This is a genomic window from Xanthomonas sp. CFBP 7698, assembly GCF_003600855.1.
Classification (GTDB): Bacteria; Pseudomonadota; Gammaproteobacteria; order Xanthomonadales; family Xanthomonadaceae; genus Xanthomonas; species Xanthomonas cannabis.
On record NZ_PRDN01000003.1, the window covers coordinates 370066 to 389977 of the forward strand.

A 19912-nucleotide genomic window follows, 5' to 3' on the forward strand; every position below is an offset into this window, starting at 1 on the left:
GGTCGTGCGTCCATCGCTGCCCATGCGTCATCACTGACCGGCGTCCGGTGTCACCGCTGCGCGGCGCTTGCGCACTCAGCTAGCATGCAGAATCCCTTACCGGAGACCTGACATGTCGCCATTGCTTCGCTTAGCCACCGCATTGTCGCTTGCCGTTTCGCTCGGTTCGGCTACGGCCGCGACCCCAGTGCCAGACCTGCAGTTGTGGCAGCTCTATCAGCAGAGTCTGCGGCAGGCCAAATATATCGATCTGACCCATGCCTTCTCCCCGACACAGCCGGTCTGGCCCGGCTTCGCGCCAGCCAAGTTCAAGCCTGCAGTGGCGGGCAAAACCTTGCCCGGGTTTGCCGCCCAAGGCGAACAATTCCGCTATGACGCACACGGCTTCGTCGCCACCGCCTACGAACTGAGCACCGACCAGTACGGCACGCAGCTGGATCCACCGGCCCACTGGAATCCCAAAGGCGCCACGATCAGCGACCTTCCGGCCACCTACGCGGTGCGCCCGCTGGTGGTCATCGATATCCACGAAAAAGTCGAAAAAGACCCCGGCTACCACGCCAGCGTCGCCGACGTCACCGCCTGGGAGCGAACCTATGGGCCTATTCCGGAGGGCTCGGTGGTGATGTTCCGCTCCGACTGGTACAAGCGCTGGAACCAGACCCAGCGCTTTGCCGAAAAACCTTTCCCCGGTGTCAGCCTGGCCGCGTTGAAATATCTGCATCTGCAGCGGCACATCCTGTTCCACGGCCATGAACCGCTGGACACCGATACGACCGACACCCTAGAAGGCGAACAGTGGCTGCTCCACCACAACTTTGCCCAGGCCGAAGGCGTGGCACATCTCGATCAGGTGCCACCGTCCGGCGCCCTGATCGCTATTGGCTTTGCAAAACCCGAAGGCGGCACGGGTGGCTTCGCCCGCTACATCGCCATCGCTCCACCCAACTGGTCCCACGGGGTATCGGTGGATGAGGTTCCGGGTGCGCCACTGGCGGAGCACGCCCATCCGCTGATTCGCGACGTCGATGGCGTCATGCGCGAGCATCCCTAGCCAATCGCCGGGGCAAAGCCGTCACCATCCATAGCGAAGGGCAACTCTTTACTGAGTGGCTCGCCACTTCCTGCAAAGCTTACGTGCTCCGATTTGCCGCCATTCCCATGCGACTCGACTCCGGCTAGTGACCTGCCCACACCTCGTGATTGGGGTCCAGTTCCATGGTCTTCATGACCTCGCCACGTACGCCAAATCCACAGATCGCCATCACACCCTCCATGATGGGCTCCAGCCCAAGCAGGTCCTCAACCTGCACCTCATTGATCGCGCAGGTCACAAATGCGCCTAGCCCTACATCTGTGGCTGCCATGTAGAGTGTCTGGGAAAAATGACCTGCCTCCAATGCGAGTGCGCGATAGGCCTTTGCGTGCGCGCGATACTTCCAGAAGTTGCGGTAGTAGCGGGGACACAGCGCCACAATCACTTGCGCGCCGGAAAACCAGTCCTGTCCGGCCAGGATCTTCAACGCCACGCCCTCCAGATCCGGTACCTGGGTGTCCAATGGCTCCAGCGCGTGATCGATCGGAAGGTAGTGGTATACCCCGTCGATAACGCCGGAGACGTTCTTGATGAGTAGATAGGCGTCCAGCGGATGCAGGCCGCCGCCCGACGGACTAGAACGCTTTAGAAAGACGGTATCGGCATCTGCCTGCAGCACTGCATTCGCAGCGAAGGTGCGCTCGATGATCTTTGAGAAAACGTCAAACTCCATGCAAGCCTGGGCATCGAAGTTCCGGCATGTTGTCCGCTTCCGCAGCACCTTGTCGAGATAGACATCGGAACCTCGCAGGAGCGCGACCTGTCCGTCACTGCCCCGTACGATCTGCTCTGGCGGTGGCGGACCGAACGTCGACAACAACGCTGCCGACGTATCGGCGCCCGCATCCCTGGCAGCCCTGGCCGAGTCAACATTGCTCCATCGGGTGAACGCGTGATACGTCGCGGCCAATGGATGCCACTGGCTTTTCCGCTGAATCTCATCGCGGTCGTGTGTCAGGCTGGGATTCGGCTCGCCCGCCAACAGCAGTCCTTTTTCCAACAATGACTCCACAACCGAGCTGTCCCCGAGGAGTCCTTGATGCAGCCATTGGCTCGGGCTGGTTCGGCCCAATAGGAGCACTTCATCCTCGGTGAGTAGACGTTCCGCATCCAGATGAGGCGCCAGCGCAACCCAATGCCTGGAGCGCGTGGTACCCGCTCCTCCTGCACATAGGCCGATAAGGTCGATCTCTACCGATTCCCTGGGTTCAACGTAGACAACTGCACAGCGCCTCACCAACATGATCCAACGCTCATCATCGAGATTGATCTTCTAGCGGTCTGGAATTAGATTTCTTGAAGATTCCCTACCGTTGATGAGCATGACCGAGAACGACAAACGCCCAGCTCCGCTGCAACCAGAGGTCGCTCACAAGCTTCTTGACCTCTTGGCCACCGACGATGCATTCCGTGACCTGTTCAAAAAGGATCCCAAGGCTGCCTTGCTGCAGGTCGGTTATCCCTCGGAGGACGCCGAGCTCATGGCTTCCCAGCTCAAGGTCGATGCATTGGCCGACAAAGACACGATTGCGCAGGCACGTGACGAAATTCATGCCAGCCTGACGTCCTCGGTCAATATGCAGCCGATTCGCCTGAACGTGCCATTGGGTTCGTCACCGCAACTCAAGAAATGATGTAGCGACGGCAAGTAGTCTTGCGTTACTTGCCGTCAGCCATCGCCGCATCGAAAACGTTCATCGGCTGCTGGCACCATCCGCATCCACCGAACTCTGCATAGGCTCTGCCATGTGCATTTTTCAGCCACGTCTTCTCGCTGGCGGCAGCGCGTGAATCCCCGAGTGCCGTATAGGCTTCTTTGAGGACCACGTGGTACTGGTAGGCTTCATTTCCATCAAGGCCTGGCTCCAGCAACTTGATCGCCTCCTGGGCATGCCCCTCCAAAAGAGCCATGCGCGCCTGCAGAAGTACGACGAGCTCGGCAACAGACGGCATCCTGGCCAGTTCCGGCTTGGCCAGCAGCGCGCGCAGTACCGACTTGGCAGCAGCGGCATGGCCCATCCGCTGCCCAATGAGGGCAAGCGATGCAGCAACAACGGCATCACTTCGCTGTGCGACACCCTCGTCACTTTTGGCAACGCTCGACAATGCCGCCGGCACCGCTGCATCGATGGTTTGCAGCGCGTCTGCATGCTTGCCTTGCGCATATTGCGCCGATGCTTTGGCGACCAGTGACTGCTGGTACCGCGAGGAGGCATGGTCGATCGAGTCGGAGATTCGCGCCATCTCCACCAACGCCTGCTCCCTGCGGTGTTCGTCGATATAGATGGACACTTGATCGAAGTAGGCAACGTCCAGACGCCCCTCCGCCGGCCAGATCGCATGGGCTGCCGGGAAATCGTTCAGGACCGCCAAGGTCACTGCTTCCCACACGGCCGCAGACGCCAGCCCCGCGGCCCTGGCGGAACGAAATGTCCCTAGCGCCTCGGAGGTCTTTCCCAACGCCAATTGCATACGCCCGACCATCTCCAACGACAGCGGGTCGAAATCGTAACGCGATGCCGCTGCCCGCTTGGCGTAGACCAGCGCTTCCTTGTAGCGGTTACGCACTTCTAACGCATAGGCGGTGTTTTCGGCTGCGGCAAAATCGTCTGGATACAGGTTTGCCATCTGCATCCACTTCTCGTAGGCATTTGCCGGATCCTTGATCTGCGCATACCAGGCGTCGAGATAGACCTGCTCGCGCGGAGGCAATTTTGCCCGCAGACTCAATGCCTTTTCGAGATAAGGCAAACCGGTAGACGTGTTTTCGAGATAGAAATAGCAGCGGGCGACCCCGACGTTTGCCAAAGCGAATGTCGGATCCAGTTCCACGGCGCGCAGGTAGTAATCCCGGGCGCGCAAATAATGGCCCACACCGAACTCACGCTGGGCTAGCGCATAGGCATTCAGGGCATCCATATTCGCGGTGGAGACGCGCGGCAACGGCGCGGAGTTTGCCTTGATGGAAGCCAGCGTTTCCCCAAGCCCTTCGCGCAGGTTCGAACTCACTGTATCCACGGAGGTGAGCAACGAACGCTGCCCGCGGCCTTCCGCTTTATACATGTAGACCGTCGCCTGGGTGGTTGGATCGATCACCTCTACCGTGAAGCGGAGGTTGCCCCCGATATCTGCAACGCTCGGCAATATCAGCGCCTTGGCGCCAGCCCGCATTGCAACTTGCGCACCAAGCGCCCGATCCACCTTGGTGCGATCGCTTTGTTTCATCAGCTCCAGCATGTCATGCGCACGTTTTTCAGAAATCAGATTGACGTGCTTTGACTGCTGCAAGCTGAGCCGCAGCGCTTGCTGCAGCGGCTCATCCAGCGTCACGCTATCGGTGAGGTTGTGGAGATCGCCCACCACTACCCAATCACGTTCGGCAAATGCAATTGCCGGCTGCGGTCGCCCGAATAACCACAAGATACCCGTGGTCAGAAGAATCACCGCAAGCTCCGTCGCCAACGCCGCCGGCCGCCGCCATAGCGGGACATCGCGCCAGGCTTTGGTGGAGTTCTTCGGGGCGCGTAACGGGGTCAGGCCGATTTCGCCGACTTCGTAGATTTCCATCGGCGTGGGGACGCCTTTGAAGCGCCAGCGGCCGTGGGATTTCCACAGGATGCGTTCGACGCGGTCGCCCAGTTCGCGCGCAGCGCGGTGGGTGAGCGATTCGGCGACTGCCGAGATCAGGATCTGCCCCGGGCGTGCCATCGACATCAGGCGTGCGGCAGTCGGTTTGGCCAGGCCTTCGACCTCCAGCGGTTTGGCGCCGATGCTCACCGCCTCGTCGCTGTTGCGCCAGGTCAGCACCTCGCCCACGTGCAACCCTTGCCGCGCGCACAGCGGCTGGGCATGGGCATCGCTCATGGCCTTGAGCCCGCGCGCGTAATCCAGCGCGAAGCCCAGGCCGTCGATAGGGCGATCGAACAACAACAACAGCCCGTCGGAACGATCGATCAGGCGGCCGCGCCAGTGCTGCTGCAGCTTGACCACCAGGCGGTCGTGTTCGCGGAACAGGGCGGCGGCGGCGTTGTCGCCGATGCGTTCGACCAGCGCGGTCGAGTCGCAGAGATCGGTCAACAGCAAGGTGCGCAGACGTGGTGCCTGGATAACCTCCGACGACGCGTCCTTGCGTGCGTTGCGGGCGCTCATGACTTAACGATGGCCCGAATCGGGCGTGGTACCGGGCGGCGGCGAGATCGCCGATGCGATCGCATCGTGCATGGCCAGCACGTTGCCGCCCTGCCGTTTGGCTTCGTACAGGGCGCTGTCGGCAAGGGTGTACCAATCGTTCCAGGCCGCATCCGCATCGATCATGCACAAGCCGACGCTGACCGAGCAGCCTTGCTCGCTCGGTCCGTTGCACAGCCGCGCTTCCACCGCGCGCACGATGCATTCGCCGATGTGGTGCACCAGCTCGCGCGTGCCTTGCGCCACCAGCACGCAGAATTCGTCGCCCCCGAGCCGGCAGGCCAGATCGCCTTCGGCGATGACCGACCGCAATGCGTGCGCCACGTTCTGCAACACACGGTCGCCGGCCAGATGACCGAATTCGTCGTTGATGCGCTTGAAGCGGTCGCAATCGATCAGGATCAGGCCAACGCCGGGCACGTTGCCGGCGCGGCGGCATTCCTGCAGATACAGCGCCAGGCCGCGGCGATTGTGCAACCCGGTCAGCTCGTCGGTGCGGCTGAGCTCTTCGGTATGGTTGAGCTGGTGCGAGGTGACGTAGAGGTTGTCCAGCGCCGCTTCCAGGTCATGGTTGCGGCGGCGCAGCTGGCGGATCAGCAATTGTTCGTTATTGACCACACGCACGATGGAACGGCGCAGGAAATGCGCCACCATCGACGGGTCGTGGTCGACCAGGCGCCGGAAATCGTCGTGTGCCAGTTCGATCAGGCGGCTGTCCATCGACGCACTGGCGCCCGCGCTGCGCGCATGGTCGCCAATCAGCAGGCCGAGCTCGCCAAAGAACTCGCCCGGGCCCAGATGCTTGAGCATCAGGTCTTCGCCGAAATCCAGGTCGATCTGGCCACTGACCACGATGAACATCTGCGTGCCGATCGCGCCGCGCTCGAACAGCGCCTGGCCCGCGGCAAGGTCGCGCAGCCGGCCAAAACGCGCGAAAAATGCAAGTTCCTCGGCAGTCATCGACGCGTGCAGCCCGTCCGAAAGCGTTTTGGCAACGCTTCCCGTCGGCTCGACTGCGCCTGTGGAGTTGTGGCAAGTCATCCAGTTTCCTTAGGCCGGCCTACAACGTTAGCCCATGGACAAATCCTACAGGACCCCCTTGTTCAGTACCAGGTCACACTCTTTCTCACAGGCGAAGAGACGAAATGACGGGTATTGCAGTCAAAAAAGGGGCCCGGTTTTCCGGGCCCCTCCCCCTCCCGGGGTGGCGAATGTCTGGCCGCCCGCTGCAGGCTAGGCGGCCTTGTCGCCGTGAAACTGTTCTTCTTCGGTAGAGCCGCGCAGCGCGGTGGTGGACGACTGGCCCTGCTGAATCGCCTGCGTCACTGCGTCGAAATAACCCGTGCCGACTTCGCGCTGATGCTTGACCGCGGTGAAGCCTCGATCGGCCGCTTCGAATTCGGCCTGCTGCAAGTCGACAAACGCACTCATCTGCCTGCGGGCGTAACCGTGCGCCAGCTGGAACATGCTGTGGTTCAACGCATGGAACCCGGCCAGGGTGATGAACTGGAACTTGTAGCCGTAGCTGGCCAGCTCGGTCTGGAATCTGGCGATGGTGGCATCGTCCAGGTGCTTCTTCCAATTGAAACTGGGCGAGCAGTTGTAGGCCAGCAACTTGCCCGGGTACTTGGCATGGATGGCTTGCGCGAAGGCGCGCGCAAACGCCAGGTCCGGCTTGCCGGTTTCGCACCAGATCAAATCGGCATAGGGCGCGTAGGCCAGGCCGCGGCTGATCGCCTGGTCCAGGCCGTTGCGGGTCTTGAAGAAACCTTCGACCGTGCGCTGCCCGGTGGTGAACGGCTGATCGTTGGCGTCCACGTCGCTGGTGAGCAGGTCGGCTGCTTCGGCATCGGTGCGCGCGATCAGCAGCGTCGGCACGCCCAGCACGTCGGCGGCCAGGCGCGCGGCGTTCAACTTTTCGATCGCCTCACGCGTGGGCACCAGCACCTTGCCGCCCATGTGGCCGCACTTCTTGACCGAGGCCAGCTGGTCTTCGAAGTGCACGCCAGCGGCACCAGCTTCGATCATCGCCTTCATCAGTTCGAAGGCATTGAGCACGCCGCCGAAACCGGCTTCGGCATCGGCCACGATCGGCTGCAGGAAGTCGATGTCATCGTTGCCTTCGGCGTGATGCAGCTGGTCGGCGCGCAGCAAGGTGTTGTTGATGCGCTTGACCACCGCCGGCACCGAATCGGCCGGGTACAGCGACTGATCCGGATACATCTGCCCGGCCAGGTTGGCATCGGCCGCCACCTGCCAACCGCTCAGGTAGATCGCCTTCAGGCCCGCCTTGACCTGCTGCATTGCCTGATTGCCGGTCAAGGCGCCCAGCGCGTTGACGAACGGGGTGGCATGCAGGGACGTCCATAGTTTTTCGGCGCCCAGCCGCGCCAGCGAGTGCTCGACATGCACGGTGCCGCGCAGGCGCACCACGTCGGCGGCGGTGTAGTTGCGGGTGATGCCTGTCCAGCGCGGATTGCTGGCCCAGTCCTGCTGCAGTTGTTCGGCGCTTTGCAGTGTGGTGCTCATCTTGCGTTCTCCTGAGGGGGACGACGGATGGAACAGGGAAGCGGCGTGCCCGACGGCGCACGCGGCAAGGCAAGGCCGTCGTTGCGCGGTGGCGCGCAACGGGCGGTGTGCTGCGGTGAGGTGGAAGCTGCGGCGATACGCGGTGGCGGTGCCGCGGCAGCGATCAATCGATCAGGCGGTACGCCGGCACGGTGAGGAAGTCGGCCAGTGCATCGGCAACGCTCAGCTCCTGCAGCAAGGCGATCGCCTCATCGATGCGGGCGGCGCCAGGCAACGTGGTGGTGGCGCCCAACCGGGCCGGCAACGCACGCAAGGTGGCCTGCAGCAGGTGCTGATCGATGGCGGTGCCATCATCCAGATGCTGGCCGTGATGCAGCCACTGCCACAGTTGCGCGCGGCTGATTTCGGCGGTGGCCGCGTCCTCCATCAGGTTGTGGATCGGTACACAGCCATTGCCGTCCAGCCACGCAGCCAGATAACGCACGCAGACTTCGACATTGCCTTCGAAACCGGCGCGGGTGATGGTGCCCGGCGACGGGGCGATCAACATGTCGCGCGTCACCTGCACGTCGTTGCGCAGCACATGCTGCTGATGCGCGGTGGGCATGTGTTGGTCGAACAGTTGCATCGCCACCGGGATCAGCGCCGGGTGTGCCACCCAGGTGCCATCGTGGCCGGCGCTGACTTCGCGCAGCTTGTCGGCACGCATACGCGCCATGGCCTGTTCGTTGGCGGCTTCGTCGTGATTGATCGGGATCTGCGCGGCCATGCCGCCCATTGCATGCGCGCCGCGGCGATGGCAGGTCTTGATCAATAGCTCCGAATACGCCTTCAAGAATGGCTGGGTCATGGTGACCTGGCCGCGTTCGGGCAGGACGCGGTCGCGGTGCGCACGGAAGGTTTTCAGATACGAAAAAATGTAGTCCCAGCGCCCGCAATTCAGGCCCACGATGCGCTCGCGTAGCGCGTGCAGAATCTCGTCCATCTCGAATACCGCCGGCAGCGTTTCGATCAGCACGGTGACCTTGATCTGGCCATGCGGCAGGCCCAGCATCGCTTCGATATGCGACAGCGCCGTTTCCCACAGTGCGGCTTCTTCCATGCTCTGCAGCTTGGGCAGATACAGATACGGACCGCGGTCCCTGGCCAGCAGCGCGCGGCCGTTGTGGAAGGCGAACAGGGCCGCATCGAACAGGCCGCCGGCCAGCGGCTGCCCGTCGATGTGGACATGCTTTTCGTCCAGGTGCCAGCCGCGCGGGCGCACGATCAGCACCGCTCGTTCGGCTTCCGGGCGCAGTGCGTAGTGCTTGCCGTTGGGGGCCTCGAAGCTGAGATCGCCGCGCACGGCGGCCGCCAGGGTGCGCTGGCCGGCGAGCAGGTTGCGCCAGGTCGGTGCGGTGGAGTCCTCGAAGTCGGCCATGAACACCTTGGCGCCGGAGTTGAGCGCGTTGATGACCATCTTCGGGTCGGTGGGGCCGGTGATCTCGACGCGGCGGTCCTGCAATGCCGCCGGCAACGGCGCAACGCGCCAGTCACCCTCGCGGATGGCCCGGGTGTCGGCGCGGAAGTCCGGCAGCTGGCCGGCGTCGAAGGCGGCCTGGCGGGCGCGCCGCTGGGCCAGACGCTGCTGACGGCCGGGCTCGATCGCACGGTGCAGCGAGACCAGCAGCGCCAGCGCCGCTGGCGGCAGCAGTTCTGCCTGCCCGGCGACCTGGGTGGTCAGCGACAGACCTGGGGTGGCGCGGTCGGTAGGACGTGGAGCAAAAGCGGTGGCAGACATGGGGAGTTCCTTGTGCGTCCGGACCTGCACCGTGCGCGCCAGCCGACTATTTGACAAAGCAGTTTTATCAATGCTGTAAATAAGCTGGACTTATATCGATTGATGATCGCTCACAGATATGGCGCCAACCCCGCGATTTTCCTACAAATCCGATCGGCTCAAGCCGCTGCGGGCGTTCTGTCAGACCGTGCGACTGGGCTCGGTCTCACGGGCTGCTGAGGCGCTGTACGTCAGTCAGCCGGCAGTGACCCTGCAACTGCAGGCACTGGAACGCGACCTGGGTGTGCCCTTGTTCGAGCGCTCCGGGCGGCGGCTGGCGCCCAGCCGCGAGGGACAACTGCTGTACGACATGGCGCTGCCGCTAGTGGAAAGCCTGGACGGGCTGGAGGCGAGCTTCCGCGAGAAGGTGCGTGGGCTGGATGCGGGCGAGCTGACCATCGCCGCCAACAGCTCCACCATCCTGTACCTGCTGCCGCGCATCGTGGAAAACTTCCGCGCGCGCCATCCGGATGTGCGGCTGACCTTGCACAACGCGATCAGCGCCGACGGCACCGACCTGCTGCGCGAGGATGCGGTGGATCTGGCGGTCGGTTCGATGCTGGACGTGCCAGCCGACCTCAACTACGCACCTGTGTACCGCTTCGAGCAGCTGTTGATCACCCCGCCCGACCATCCCCTGGCGCACAAGCCCACGGTGTCGTTGCAGGATCTGTCGCCGTATCCGTTGATCCTGCCGCCGCGGCGGCAGGTGACCTACCGCCTGGTCGACCTGATTTTTCAACAGGCCCGGGTGCCCTACACCGTGGCACTGGAAGTGGGCGGCTGGGAGGTGATCAAGCAGTACGTGGCGATGGGCATGGGCATTTCCATCGTGACCGCCATCTGCGTCACCGATGCCGATCGCGACAAACTGGCCACACGCTCGCTCAAGGATTTTTTCCCTACCCGCAGCTACGGCGTGGTGGTGCGCAAGGGCAAGTATCTGTCGCCGCAGGCACGCGCCTTCATCGAACTGATCCAGCCGGATCTGTTTACGCCGCGCGGCTATGACGAGAGCGGCGACTCGGAGCGCTGAGCCATTAGGTGATCGACGCGATCAACGCGATCACCGAATTTGCTGGCGCGCCCCGCTACGTGAGTGCGCGTCGCGGTCGAGGTTGCCACGTGCCCTGTGTCGATTGCGCAGGCGCCGTGTGCTGTGCAACAAATTCAGCAAACGCGACAGGACGGCGATGCACGGTGTGTGGCTCCTACACACCGTTCCAGGCGACATTGCGCGCGATGCGTGATCGTGCGACGCACGACGCAACGGCGTCCGCATACACTCGGCGACTGCGCTGCAGCATGCAGCGCACGAGCGCGTGGTCTGTCCAGGGGACGACGGACCGCATACAGCGCGCTCGACCCGCACGTCGAGCCGACTCAACCAATGGAACGTTGACGCAATGAATCCGACCACGTTGTTGCTGGTGCAGTTGGCAGTGATTCTGGGGGCGGCGCGCCTGTGTGGTGCGCTATTGCAACGGGTCGGGCAGCCGCCTGTCATCGGTGAAATGGCGGCCGGCCTGTTGCTGGGCCCGATCGCCTTCGGCGCGTGGCTGCCGGAGCTGCATGGCGCGCTGTTCGCCGCCAAGAGCCTGCCACCGTTGTCGGGGCTGGCCAATCTGGGGGTGGTGCTTTTCATGTTCGTCGTCGGCGTGGAGCTGCGTGCACCGGAAGGCACCAAGGCACAGGTGCGCGCGTCGGTGCTGGTTGGTGTGTCGGGCATCGTGTTGCCGCTGGCACTGGGCCTGGCCGCTGCGCCGTGGCTGTTTCCGCGCTTTGCGCCGCACGACGTCGGCTTCTGGCCGTTTGCGCTGTTCATTGCGGCAGCCATGTCGGTCACTGCATTTCCGGTGCTGGCGCGCATCCTCAAGGACCGCAACATGACCCGCACGCCGGCCGGCCGTCTGGCACTGGGCGCGGCGGTCATCGACGACGCCACGGTATGGATCTTCCTGGCGATCGTGCTCACGCTCACCGGCAACACTGCGCACGGTGGCGTGGCATTTACTGCGGCCGGTGCGCTGGTCTTGATCGCGCTGGTGTTCGGTGTGCTCAAGCCGGCGTATGCGCGACTGCTGCGGCCGCGGCCGAGCGATGGCGGCTATGCCTCCACTGCGCTGGTGTGGGTGTTGATCGGCCTGCTGAGCTGCGCGGCGGTGGCCGAATGGATCGGTTTGCATGCGATCTTCGGTGCATTCGTGTTCGGCATCTGCCTGCCGCGCGACGACCGTTTGCTGGAGCATCTGGCCAGACGCATCGAACCGCTGGCGATCACCTTGCTGATGCCGGTGCTGTTTGCCGTCGCCGGACAGGCCACCAGCCCCAGTGCGTTTGCCGGCGCCGGCATTGCCGGTTTCGTGCTGGTGATCGGCGTGGCGGTGACCGGCAAACTGGCCGGCTGCACGCTGGGCGCGCGGCTGAGCGGGCACGATTGGCGCGATAGTCTCACCGTCGGCTCGCTGATGAATGCACGTGGCCTGATGGAACTGGTGGTGATCAAGATCGGCCTGGACAGCGGCGTGATCGGCCCGGACCTGTTCACGCTGTTGTTCGGCATGACGCTGGTGACCACGGTGATGACCTCGCCGATGGTGGCCTGGTTTCATGGCCGGCGCCATGCGGCCTCGGCCGACGGCATGCAAGCGAACCGTTCGGGTCACTGACGTGTTGTCTGCCGCTGCACTTGCCGACGTTGCATCAGCGCGCACAGGCAGTCATGCGAGCTGCGTGTCGACACCGCACTGCTCGCGCGCGATCGCACCGGCAGGACGTGAAGCACCCTTGCCACCACCGGTAACGCGGGTGGCAAGGAGGATTGCGCTACGCGATTGCCGCATCGGCGGCATCCGCTTCACAGCACAGTTCTTCCGCCAGGCGCGTTGACGGATTGTGCCACAGACTTCCGCCATGTCCTCAGAAACCCGGTCCCGGTATACGCAGCTCCCACCTCCGCCCGAGTTGCGCACCCAGCTGCGTTGCAGCTGGCGCCATCGGCAAGGTGCGGCCAATGCGCCGGTACGGGTGTTACCGGACGGCTGCGTCGACCTGATCTGGGATGGCGCTGCACTGTTCGTCGCCGGCCCCGACCATGTCGCGACCATGGCCTGCGTAGCCGCCGGCAACGTGCTCACCGGCGTGCGATTGACTGCAGGCGCGGCTGCCGGTGTGCTGGGCATTCCGCTGCACCATATTGCCGACCAGCGCGTGGCACTGGATGCGCTGTGGGGCCGCGATGCAGGCGATTGGCAACAGAAGCTGTGCGATGGCAGCGACGTGCTGCAGACCTTGCATGCGCTGTGTCGTCACCGCGCGGTGGCTGTGGACCAACAGATGGCCTTCACCTTCGCCCAGCTGGCCGGGCCTGTAGCGCCGCGCCTGCCGGCGTTGTGCGCAAGCCTGGAGATCAGCGAGCGGCAGCTGCGGCGGCGCTGTCACGCAGCATTCGGCTATGGCCCCAAGACGCTGGAGCGGATCTTGCGGCTGCAGCGTTTCCTGCGGCTGGCAAGCCGCCAGCCCACGCTGACCGCCGCCGCGCTGGAGGCCGGGTATGGCGATGCACCGCATCTGGTGCGCGATGCGCGCCTGCTTGCCCAGCTGAGTCCGCGTGAGCTGGTGCAGCAACACGCACGGTGATGGCCGTTTTCGCCAAGCCGCCGGGTCGCTGCGCAGGGCACGCTGTGCAGCCACCGACCGCGAGGACATCGCCATGCAACACAGCGCACAGCATCACCGTATCGACTATCTGGAATTTGCCGTGGCCTCTATTGCCACCGCCAAGGCCTTCTACGCTGCAGCGTTCGACTGGACGTTTCAGGACTACGGACCGGACTATTGCGAATTCCGCGATGGCCGCCTGAGCGGCGGCTTCTTCCATGCAGCCCCGCAGCCGGGTGGCGCACTAGTGGTTCTGGCCTCCGACGATCTGGCGGCCTCGCAGGCACGCATCGAAGCCGCTGGCGGCACCATCACCCGCCCGGTGTTCGCATTCCCGGGCGGGCGGCGTTTCCACTTCACCGACCCCGACGGGTACGCGCTGGCGGTATGGACGCAGGAGCTGGCCGAGGCGTGACCTGGCCTGCCGGGCATGCTCCGGCCCAGGCCACGTGGTGCGGCGAAGGCTTCTGCATCCGGCCGCCGTGAGCCGGCAACCTGCGCTGCAGCGTTGCCGGCCCCATGTCCTTCAATAGCCGACGCCGGTTCGCCCCCGGCCGCTCATTCGCGCCCGTAAAGCCCCAGAAACATCTCCACCGACGATTCGACGACCTGCACCTGCTGGGCCGGCGTCAGCGGCGGCTGCCCCAGCGCAAGCTGCGGCCAGAACGCAAATCCCTTGACCAGCGCCTGCAATTGCTGCGAGGCGAAGTCCGGGTCCACCGGCGCCAGGCGGCCATCGGCCAGTGCGGCGCGCAGCCAGGTGGTGGTGCCCTCTTCCTTGCTACCCAGTTGGGCCAGCAACGCGCGTGCGCGCTCGGGCGAGTGGATACCTTCGGCAATCGCCACGCGCGACAGATCGATAAATGCCGCGTCGTCGAGCAGGCGTAATTTCTGCTGCAGCAATTGCGTCAACTGCGTGCGCAATGCTTGGTCGGGGCGATAGGCCAGGCTTACCGCCTCGGCGCTGCGCTGCCACAAGCCGCGCAGGATCTCGCCAAACAACACGTCCTTGCTGGGGAAGTGGTTATAGACGGTGCGCTTGGACACGCCTGCGGAAGCGGCCACGCGGTCCATGCTGGTGGCTTCGAAGCCATGCTGGCGGAACTCGACACTGGCCGCTTCCAGGATGGCGTGACGCTTGCGGTCGGTGAGCCGCTGCGGCGCCGGCGCCGAATCGGATGAACTGGACATGGCGCAATGTTACACCGGGCGGTTTACATTCCCCAAAATAAAACTACACTGTGTAGTGTAATTTGTGTTTCTAATATCCCGATACACCACCCCAACGCCGGATACCGTCGTGCCCACCCAATCCCTGCCACTGCCATACGCCTCTTCGCCGCAGTTTCGTCATGGGCGGTTCCGCAACGCGCTGCCCACCACCTTGAGCACTCCCGGCGTGTTGGGAGGCCTGCGGCTACTGTGGCAGGTGCTGTTCAACAAGCCGGCGCGCACGGTGCCGTCGCAGGCATTGCCGATTGTGCCGTTGACCGCCACGGACGTGCACAACGCGCCGGACCGCAGCCTGTTCCGGCTCGGTCACTCCACGGTGTTGATGAAGCTGGGGAGCGGCCTGTGGCTGACCGACCCGGTGTTCTCCCGGCGCGCCTCGCCATTTGCATTTGCCGGCCCAAAGCGCTTCCATGCCCCGCCGATTGGGCTGGACGACCTGCCGCCCCTGGCCGGCGTGATCTTGTCGCACAACCATTACGACCATCTGGACCGGGCCACCATTGCCGCGCTGGCCGACCGCGTCGGCGTGTTCGTGGCGCCGCTGGGCGTGGGCGACCTGCTGGTGCGCTGGGGCGTGGATCCGGCCAAGGTGCGCCAGCTGGACTGGTGGCAGTCGGTGCAGATCGACGGCGTTACGCTCACTGCCACGCCGTCGCGGCACTTTTCCGGGCGCGGCCTGTTCGACCGCGATCGCACGCTGTGGTGCTCGTGGGCAATCCAGCAGGACGACCTGCGCGTGTTCTTCAGCGGCGACGGCGGCTACGGCCCGCACTTCAAGGCAATCGGCGAGCGGCTGGGGCCGTTCGATGTGGCGCTGATCGAAAACGGCGCCTACGACCACATGTGGCCAGACGTGCACATGCAACCGGAGCAGAGCCTGCAGGCGTTTCTGGACGTAGGCGGCCGCACCTTGTTGCCGATCCACAACGGCACCTTCGATCTGGCCCTGCACGTGTGGACCGAGCCGTTCGAACGCATCGTCGCCCTGGCGGCGGATGCGCAGGTACCGCTGGCCACCCCGCACATGGGCGAGCGCGTGGACCTGCGCCGCCCGGCCACCGGCGAACGCTGGTGGCGCGCGCTGCCCGACAGCCTGGCGGTGGCGCGGTGAGCCGTTGGACGCTGGCCAACCTGCCCCCGCAGCGGGCACGGGTGGCCGTGATTACCGGTGCCAGCCCAGGTGGGCTGGGCCATGAAACCGCACTGGCCCTGGCCGGTGCCGGCGCCAGCCTGGTGCTGACCGCGCGCAATGCCGCCAAGGGCGAGGCCGCCCGGCAGGCACTGCTGGCCGCGCATCCCGACGCCGCGGTGCGCGTTGAAACCCTGGACCTTGCACAACTGGCATCGGTGCGCGCGTTTGCCGATCGGCTTGCCGCGTACCAGCAGCGGGTGGATCTGTTGATCAACAACGCCGGGGTGATGGCCCCGCCGCAGCGGCAGGCCACCGCCGACGGCATGGAGCTGCAGTTCGGCAGTAATTATCTCGGGCACTTCGCGCTCACCGCGCAGCTGCTGCCGCTGTTGCGTGCGGCCGCAGCGCCGCGTGTGGTCAACCTGTCGAGCCTGGCCCACCGTCAGGCCCGCATCGATTTCGACGACCTGCAGACCGAGCGCCCGTATCGCCCCTGGAAGGCTTATGGCCAGTCCAAACTGGCGATGCTGATGTTCAGCATGGAGCTGCAGCGGCGCAGCGATGCGCAGGGCTGGGGGCTGCGTGCAATCGCCGCACATCCCGGCGTTGCACGGACCGCATTGATCGCCAACGGGCCGGCCGCCGGTGGCCGCCGTACGGCGCTTGGCGCGGCAACCGCCTTGCTGGGGCCTTATCTCAGCCACTCGGCGGCGGCCGGCGCACTGCCCACGTTATATGCCGCCACCGCGCCACAGGCACAGGGCGGCGGGTATTACGGCCCGGACGGCCTGTTCGAGCTCAAAGGCGACCCGGCCCCGGCAAAGATCGCCCGCCAGGCCAACGACCGCCACGTGGCTGCGCGCCTGTGGGAGACCTCCTGTACGCTGGCGGGTGTGGCGTTCTGAGCTCAGGCGGAGCCGTGGTCTGCACCGCCGGTAGGCGTGCCTGCTTGCATGCAGCGACGGGGGAGCAATCGGGCGCCGCTTACAGCCGGATCCACTCCAGCCCGTCACCGCGCCGGTAATACACCGCCACCGCCTTGCCATACACCGCCGCGGCATCGACAAAGCCGAAATAGCGCCCATCCAGGCTGTTGCCACGATGGTCGCCCACCACCAGCAGCTTGCCGGCCGGCACCTGTACCGCGTGCAGGTCCGGGCCGCCACCGGCATCCAGGTCGAGCTGCGCCACACGCGCACCAAAGCGTTCGTGCGCACCGTCGCCATCGCTCTGCAGCGGCTGGCCGTTGATCGACAGATGGCCATTGCGTAGGTCGACACGGTCGCCGGCCACCGCCACCACGCGCTTGATCAGGCGCGTGCCATCGCGCGGCAAATCGAACACCACCACCTCGCCGCGCTGCGGTTGCTCGCCATCGACAACGATGCGGTTGCCCAGCGGCAAGCGCCAGCCATAGGCGTGCATGTCCACCACCACCCGGTCGCCCGGCTGCAAGGTGGGCTGCATCGAGCCGGTGGGCACCTGGTAGTGATTGGCGAACGAGGAGCGCGCGGCGGTCAACAGCACCAGCATGACGAGCAGTGGCAACAGTTCCTTGCGCGACCACTGTGCGGCGCGCTGCACACGGGAGCGTGCGAGAGGTGATGGGTTCATGGCAGACCTGTCCGATCAGGGGGAGCCGCGTTGGCTCTCCCCGACAATGCGCGTGGGTGGCGGGCGCACGGAAGTGACGAAAGGCATGGCTCCGTTGATCTGCTTGCTCAGCAGCAGCAACTGCGATGTGTTGCGGCCCGCGCAAACGAAACGGGATGGCACATGGCCATCCCGCTTCGATGCTTGCTGCACATCACCCGTGCAACCACCTGTTTCGATCACTCACTCGGTCAAGCCACGGTTTTCCAGCAGCGCCTTGACGCTGGGGTCCTTGCCGCGGAAATCGCGGTACAGCGTGGCCAGATCGACGGTGTTGCCGCGCGAAAGGATCTTGGCGCGGAAGGTGTCGCCGTTCTTGCGGGTCAGGCCACCGTTTTCCTTGAACCATTCGAACGCGTCGTCATCGAGCACTTCCGACCAGAAGTAGGCGTAGTAACCGGCCGAATAACCGCCGCCCCAGATGTGGTCGAAGTACGTGCTGCGGTAACGCGGCGGCACTTCGGCCAGGTCCACCTTGAAGCGCTTGAGCGCATCGGCCTCGAACTTGCTCACGTCCTGCAGCGAGGCGTCGGCAGGCTGGGTATGCCAGGCCAGATCCAGCAGCGCAGCCGACAGGTACTCGGTGGTGGCATAGCCGCTGTTGAAGGTCTTGGCTTTCTTGATCTTCTCCACCAGCTCGGCCGGCATCGCCGCACCGGTCTGGTAGTGCTTGGCGTAGTTGGCGAAGACGGCCGGGTCCGAGGCCCAGTGTTCGTTGAACTGCGAGGGAAATTCCACAAAATCGCGCGAGGTGCTGGTGCCGGCGATCGAGGGGTACTTCACCTTGGAGAACATGCCATGCAGCGCGTGGCCGAACTCGTGGAACAGCGTGGTGACGTCGTCGAAGCTCAGCAACGCCGGCTGGCCGGCTGCGGGCTTGGTGAAGTTGCACACGTTGTAGACCACCGGCTTGGCGCCGGTGAGGCCGTCCTGTTCGACCAGCACGTCCATCCATGCGCCACCGGACTTGCTGTCGCGCTTGAAGTAGTCGGTGTAGAACAGCGCCATCGAGGTGCCATCGGCATCGAAGACTTCATACACCTTCATGTCGGCGTGGTAGGTCGGGATATCGGTGCGCTGCTTGAAGGTGATGCCGTACAACTGCGTGGCGGCATAAAACACGCCGTTCTGCAGCACGTTGTCCAGCTCGAAGTACGGCTTGATCTGCGACTCGTCCAGGTCGTACTTGGCCTTGCGCACCTGCTCGGCGTAGAAGTCCCAATCGGAGGCGGCGAGCTTGAAGCCGCCCTTCTGAGAATCGATCACCTTCTGCATCTCGCCCACTTCGCGGCGCGCCTTGGCGGTGGCAGCCGGCACGGTGTCGGTCAGCAATTTCAGCGCGGCGGCCGGGGTCTTGGCCATCTGGTCGCCAAGACTGTAGGCCGCATAGCTGTCGAACCCGAGCAGCTTGGCCTTTTGCGCGCGCAGCTGCGCCAGGCGCTGGATGGTCTGGCGGGTGTCGTTGGCATCGCCCTTTTCCGCACGCGTTTCGGACGCCTTCAACACTTCGGCGCGCAGCTCGCGATTCTTCAGCGACGCCAGCACCGGTTGCTGGGTGGTGTTCTGCAGGGTGAGCAGATACTTGCCATCGAGCTTGCGCGCCTTGGCCGCTTCGGCGGCGGCGGCAATGTCACCTTCGCTCAGGCCATCGAGCTTGGCCTTGTCGTCCACCACCACCGCAGCGGCGGCCGAGGCGGCCACCAGGCGGGTATGGAATTGCGTGGAGAGCGTGGTTTCTTCCACGTTGAGCTTGCGCAGGCTGTCCTTGTCGGCATCTGAAAGCTGCGCACCGGCGCGTACCAGGTTTTCGTAGTCGCGCTCGACCAGGCGCTTTTGTTCCGGATCCAGGCCCAGCGTGTCGCGTTGGTCGTAGATGGTCTTGACGCGCGCAAACAGCTTGGGATCGAGGTTGATCTCGTCTTCGTGCGCGGCCAGCTTGGGCGCGATCTCTTCCTGGATCTTCTGGCGCGCATCGCTGGTATCGGCCTGCACCAGGCCAAAGAAGATGCGCGACACGCGCGTCAGCGTCTCGCCGCTGCGCTCCAGTGCTTCGATCGTGTTGTCGAAGGTGGGCGGCTCGCTGTTGTCGGCAATCTTGCGCACCTCGGCCAGATGCAGGCGCATGCCTTCTTCGAAGGCCGGCAGATAATCGCTGTCCTTGATCTTGTCGAATGGCGGCGCCTGGAACGGCAGCGTGCTGGCGGCCAGCAACGGGTTCGGTGCAGCGTCCGCAGCCGGGGCGGTGGCGGTCTTCTCGGGCACGGTGGTGGACTCCTTACCGGATGGCTCTTTTCCAGAACAAGCGGCCAGCGCCAGGGTGATGGCAGCGGCCAGAACGACGGTACGCGACATGGCGTGTGATTCCTGAGTGGGTAGTGCAGCCGGCCACGCTAGCGGGTTTGGGCGGCGCCGGCATGTGCCGTTGGCTGGGGGATTAATGAATGGCGATGTGCGGACAGAGGCGGCCGAGGGTGCGTGGCCCTCATCCGCCCTTCGGGCACCTTCTCCCGCGTGCGGGAGAAGGACGAGGCGGCGAGCCAGGCAAGCGGCGTTGGTATGCGGCGATAGGAGCGAAAGCTGGCCATCGGTACCGTTCCGACGG

The 19912-nt window shown here is 64.5% G+C and carries 16 protein-coding genes; 8 read left to right on the forward strand and 8 right to left on the reverse strand.

The genetic code is table 11. From position 1 onward, the window contains the following. Positions 1–112: 112 nt before the first annotated feature. Positions 113–1054, forward strand: a complete 942-nt coding sequence (locus tag XnspCFBP7698_RS15435) for a cyclase family protein (RefSeq protein ID WP_104580211.1) — start codon at positions 113–115, stop codon at positions 1052–1054. Positions 1055–1178: 124 nt separating this feature from the next. Here XnspCFBP7698_RS15435 and XnspCFBP7698_RS15440 read toward each other — a convergent pair whose 3' ends face one another. Then, the gene (locus XnspCFBP7698_RS15440) at positions 1179–2339 is read right to left on the reverse strand and encodes a putative peptide maturation dehydrogenase (protein ID WP_104580212.1); all 1161 of its coding nucleotides are present in this window, start codon (positions 2337–2339) and stop codon (positions 1179–1181) included. A 79-nt stretch (positions 2340–2418) separates the two neighbouring features. Here XnspCFBP7698_RS15440 and XnspCFBP7698_RS15445 point away from each other — a divergent pair, with 79 nt between their 5' ends. Continuing rightward, the gene (locus tag XnspCFBP7698_RS15445) at positions 2419–2730 is read left to right on the forward strand and encodes an NHLP-related RiPP peptide (RefSeq protein ID WP_039563860.1); all 312 of its coding nucleotides are present in this window, start codon (positions 2419–2421) and stop codon (positions 2728–2730) included. A 25-nt stretch (positions 2731–2755) separates the two neighbouring features. Here XnspCFBP7698_RS15445 and XnspCFBP7698_RS15450 read toward each other — a convergent pair whose 3' ends face one another. The 4 genes from XnspCFBP7698_RS15450 to aceB all read right to left on the reverse strand — a co-directional run bounded on the left by XnspCFBP7698_RS15450 (position 2756) and on the right by aceB (position 9593). Beyond that, on the reverse strand, positions 2756–5245 hold the full coding sequence (locus XnspCFBP7698_RS15450) for a putative peptide modification system cyclase (protein ID WP_104580213.1): 2490 nt from the start codon (positions 5243–5245) through the stop codon (positions 2756–2758). Between the two features lie 3 nt (positions 5246–5248). Continuing rightward, positions 5249–6325 carry a GGDEF domain-containing protein gene (locus tag XnspCFBP7698_RS15455; RefSeq protein WP_104580214.1) on the reverse strand — a complete coding sequence of 359 codons (1077 nt, stop codon included), beginning with the start codon at positions 6323–6325 and terminating at the stop codon, positions 5249–5251. Between the two features lie 192 nt (positions 6326–6517). After that, positions 6518–7813 carry an isocitrate lyase gene (gene aceA / locus XnspCFBP7698_RS15460; RefSeq protein ID WP_047694435.1) on the reverse strand — a complete coding sequence of 432 codons (1296 nt, stop codon included), beginning with the start codon at positions 7811–7813 and terminating at the stop codon, positions 6518–6520. 163 nt (positions 7814–7976) lie between these two features. Further along, positions 7977–9593, reverse strand: coding sequence for a malate synthase A (aceB, locus tag XnspCFBP7698_RS15465; RefSeq protein WP_104580215.1), 1617 nt, complete (start codon positions 9591–9593; stop codon positions 7977–7979). A 118-nt stretch (positions 9594–9711) separates the two neighbouring features. Between aceB and XnspCFBP7698_RS15470 the strand changes: the two genes are divergently transcribed. The 4 genes from XnspCFBP7698_RS15470 (at position 9712) to XnspCFBP7698_RS15485 (ending at position 13707) form a co-directional block, all read left to right on the forward strand. After that, entirely contained in the window at positions 9712–10668 is a 957-nt protein-coding gene (locus XnspCFBP7698_RS15470) for a LysR family transcriptional regulator (protein WP_039406770.1), read from the forward strand. 370 nt (positions 10669–11038) lie between these two features. Beyond that, positions 11039–12301 carry a cation:proton antiporter gene (locus tag XnspCFBP7698_RS15475; protein WP_104580216.1) on the forward strand — a complete coding sequence of 421 codons (1263 nt, stop codon included), beginning with the start codon at positions 11039–11041 and terminating at the stop codon, positions 12299–12301. 244 nt (positions 12302–12545) lie between these two features. Next, positions 12546–13271, forward strand: a complete 726-nt coding sequence (locus tag XnspCFBP7698_RS15480; protein ID WP_104580217.1) for a helix-turn-helix domain-containing protein — start codon at positions 12546–12548, stop codon at positions 13269–13271. A gap of 73 nt (positions 13272–13344) precedes the next feature. Then, on the forward strand, positions 13345–13707 hold the full coding sequence (locus XnspCFBP7698_RS15485; protein ID WP_104580367.1) for a VOC family protein: 363 nt from the start codon (positions 13345–13347) through the stop codon (positions 13705–13707). A 143-nt stretch (positions 13708–13850) separates the two neighbouring features. Here the strand turns inward: XnspCFBP7698_RS15485 and XnspCFBP7698_RS15490 are convergent, their stop codons facing one another. Further along, positions 13851–14483, reverse strand: coding sequence for a TetR/AcrR family transcriptional regulator (locus XnspCFBP7698_RS15490; protein WP_039406782.1), 633 nt, complete (start codon positions 14481–14483; stop codon positions 13851–13853). A 109-nt stretch (positions 14484–14592) separates the two neighbouring features. Here XnspCFBP7698_RS15490 and XnspCFBP7698_RS15495 point away from each other — a divergent pair, with 109 nt between their 5' ends. Both XnspCFBP7698_RS15495 and XnspCFBP7698_RS15500 read left to right on the forward strand, forming a co-directional pair. After that, positions 14593–15636, forward strand: a complete 1044-nt coding sequence (locus tag XnspCFBP7698_RS15495) for an MBL fold metallo-hydrolase (RefSeq protein WP_233548991.1) — start codon at positions 14593–14595, stop codon at positions 15634–15636. Then, positions 15633–16562 carry an oxidoreductase gene (locus XnspCFBP7698_RS15500; protein ID WP_104580369.1) on the forward strand — a complete coding sequence of 310 codons (930 nt, stop codon included), beginning with the start codon at positions 15633–15635 and terminating at the stop codon, positions 16560–16562. Before XnspCFBP7698_RS15495 ends, XnspCFBP7698_RS15500 begins: the two co-directional genes overlap by 4 nt. A 79-nt stretch (positions 16563–16641) precedes the next feature. Here XnspCFBP7698_RS15500 and lepB read toward each other — a convergent pair whose 3' ends face one another. Both lepB and dcp read right to left on the reverse strand, forming a co-directional pair. Then, positions 16642–17271: a signal peptidase I gene (lepB, locus tag XnspCFBP7698_RS15505; protein ID WP_104580218.1), complete on the reverse strand. Its 630-nt coding sequence runs from the start codon at positions 17269–17271 to the stop codon at positions 16642–16644. Between the two features lie 222 nt (positions 17272–17493). Beyond that, entirely contained in the window at positions 17494–19662 is a 2169-nt protein-coding gene (gene dcp / locus XnspCFBP7698_RS15510) for a peptidyl-dipeptidase Dcp (RefSeq protein ID WP_199680190.1), read from the reverse strand. Positions 19663–19912: the final 250 nt, after the last annotated feature.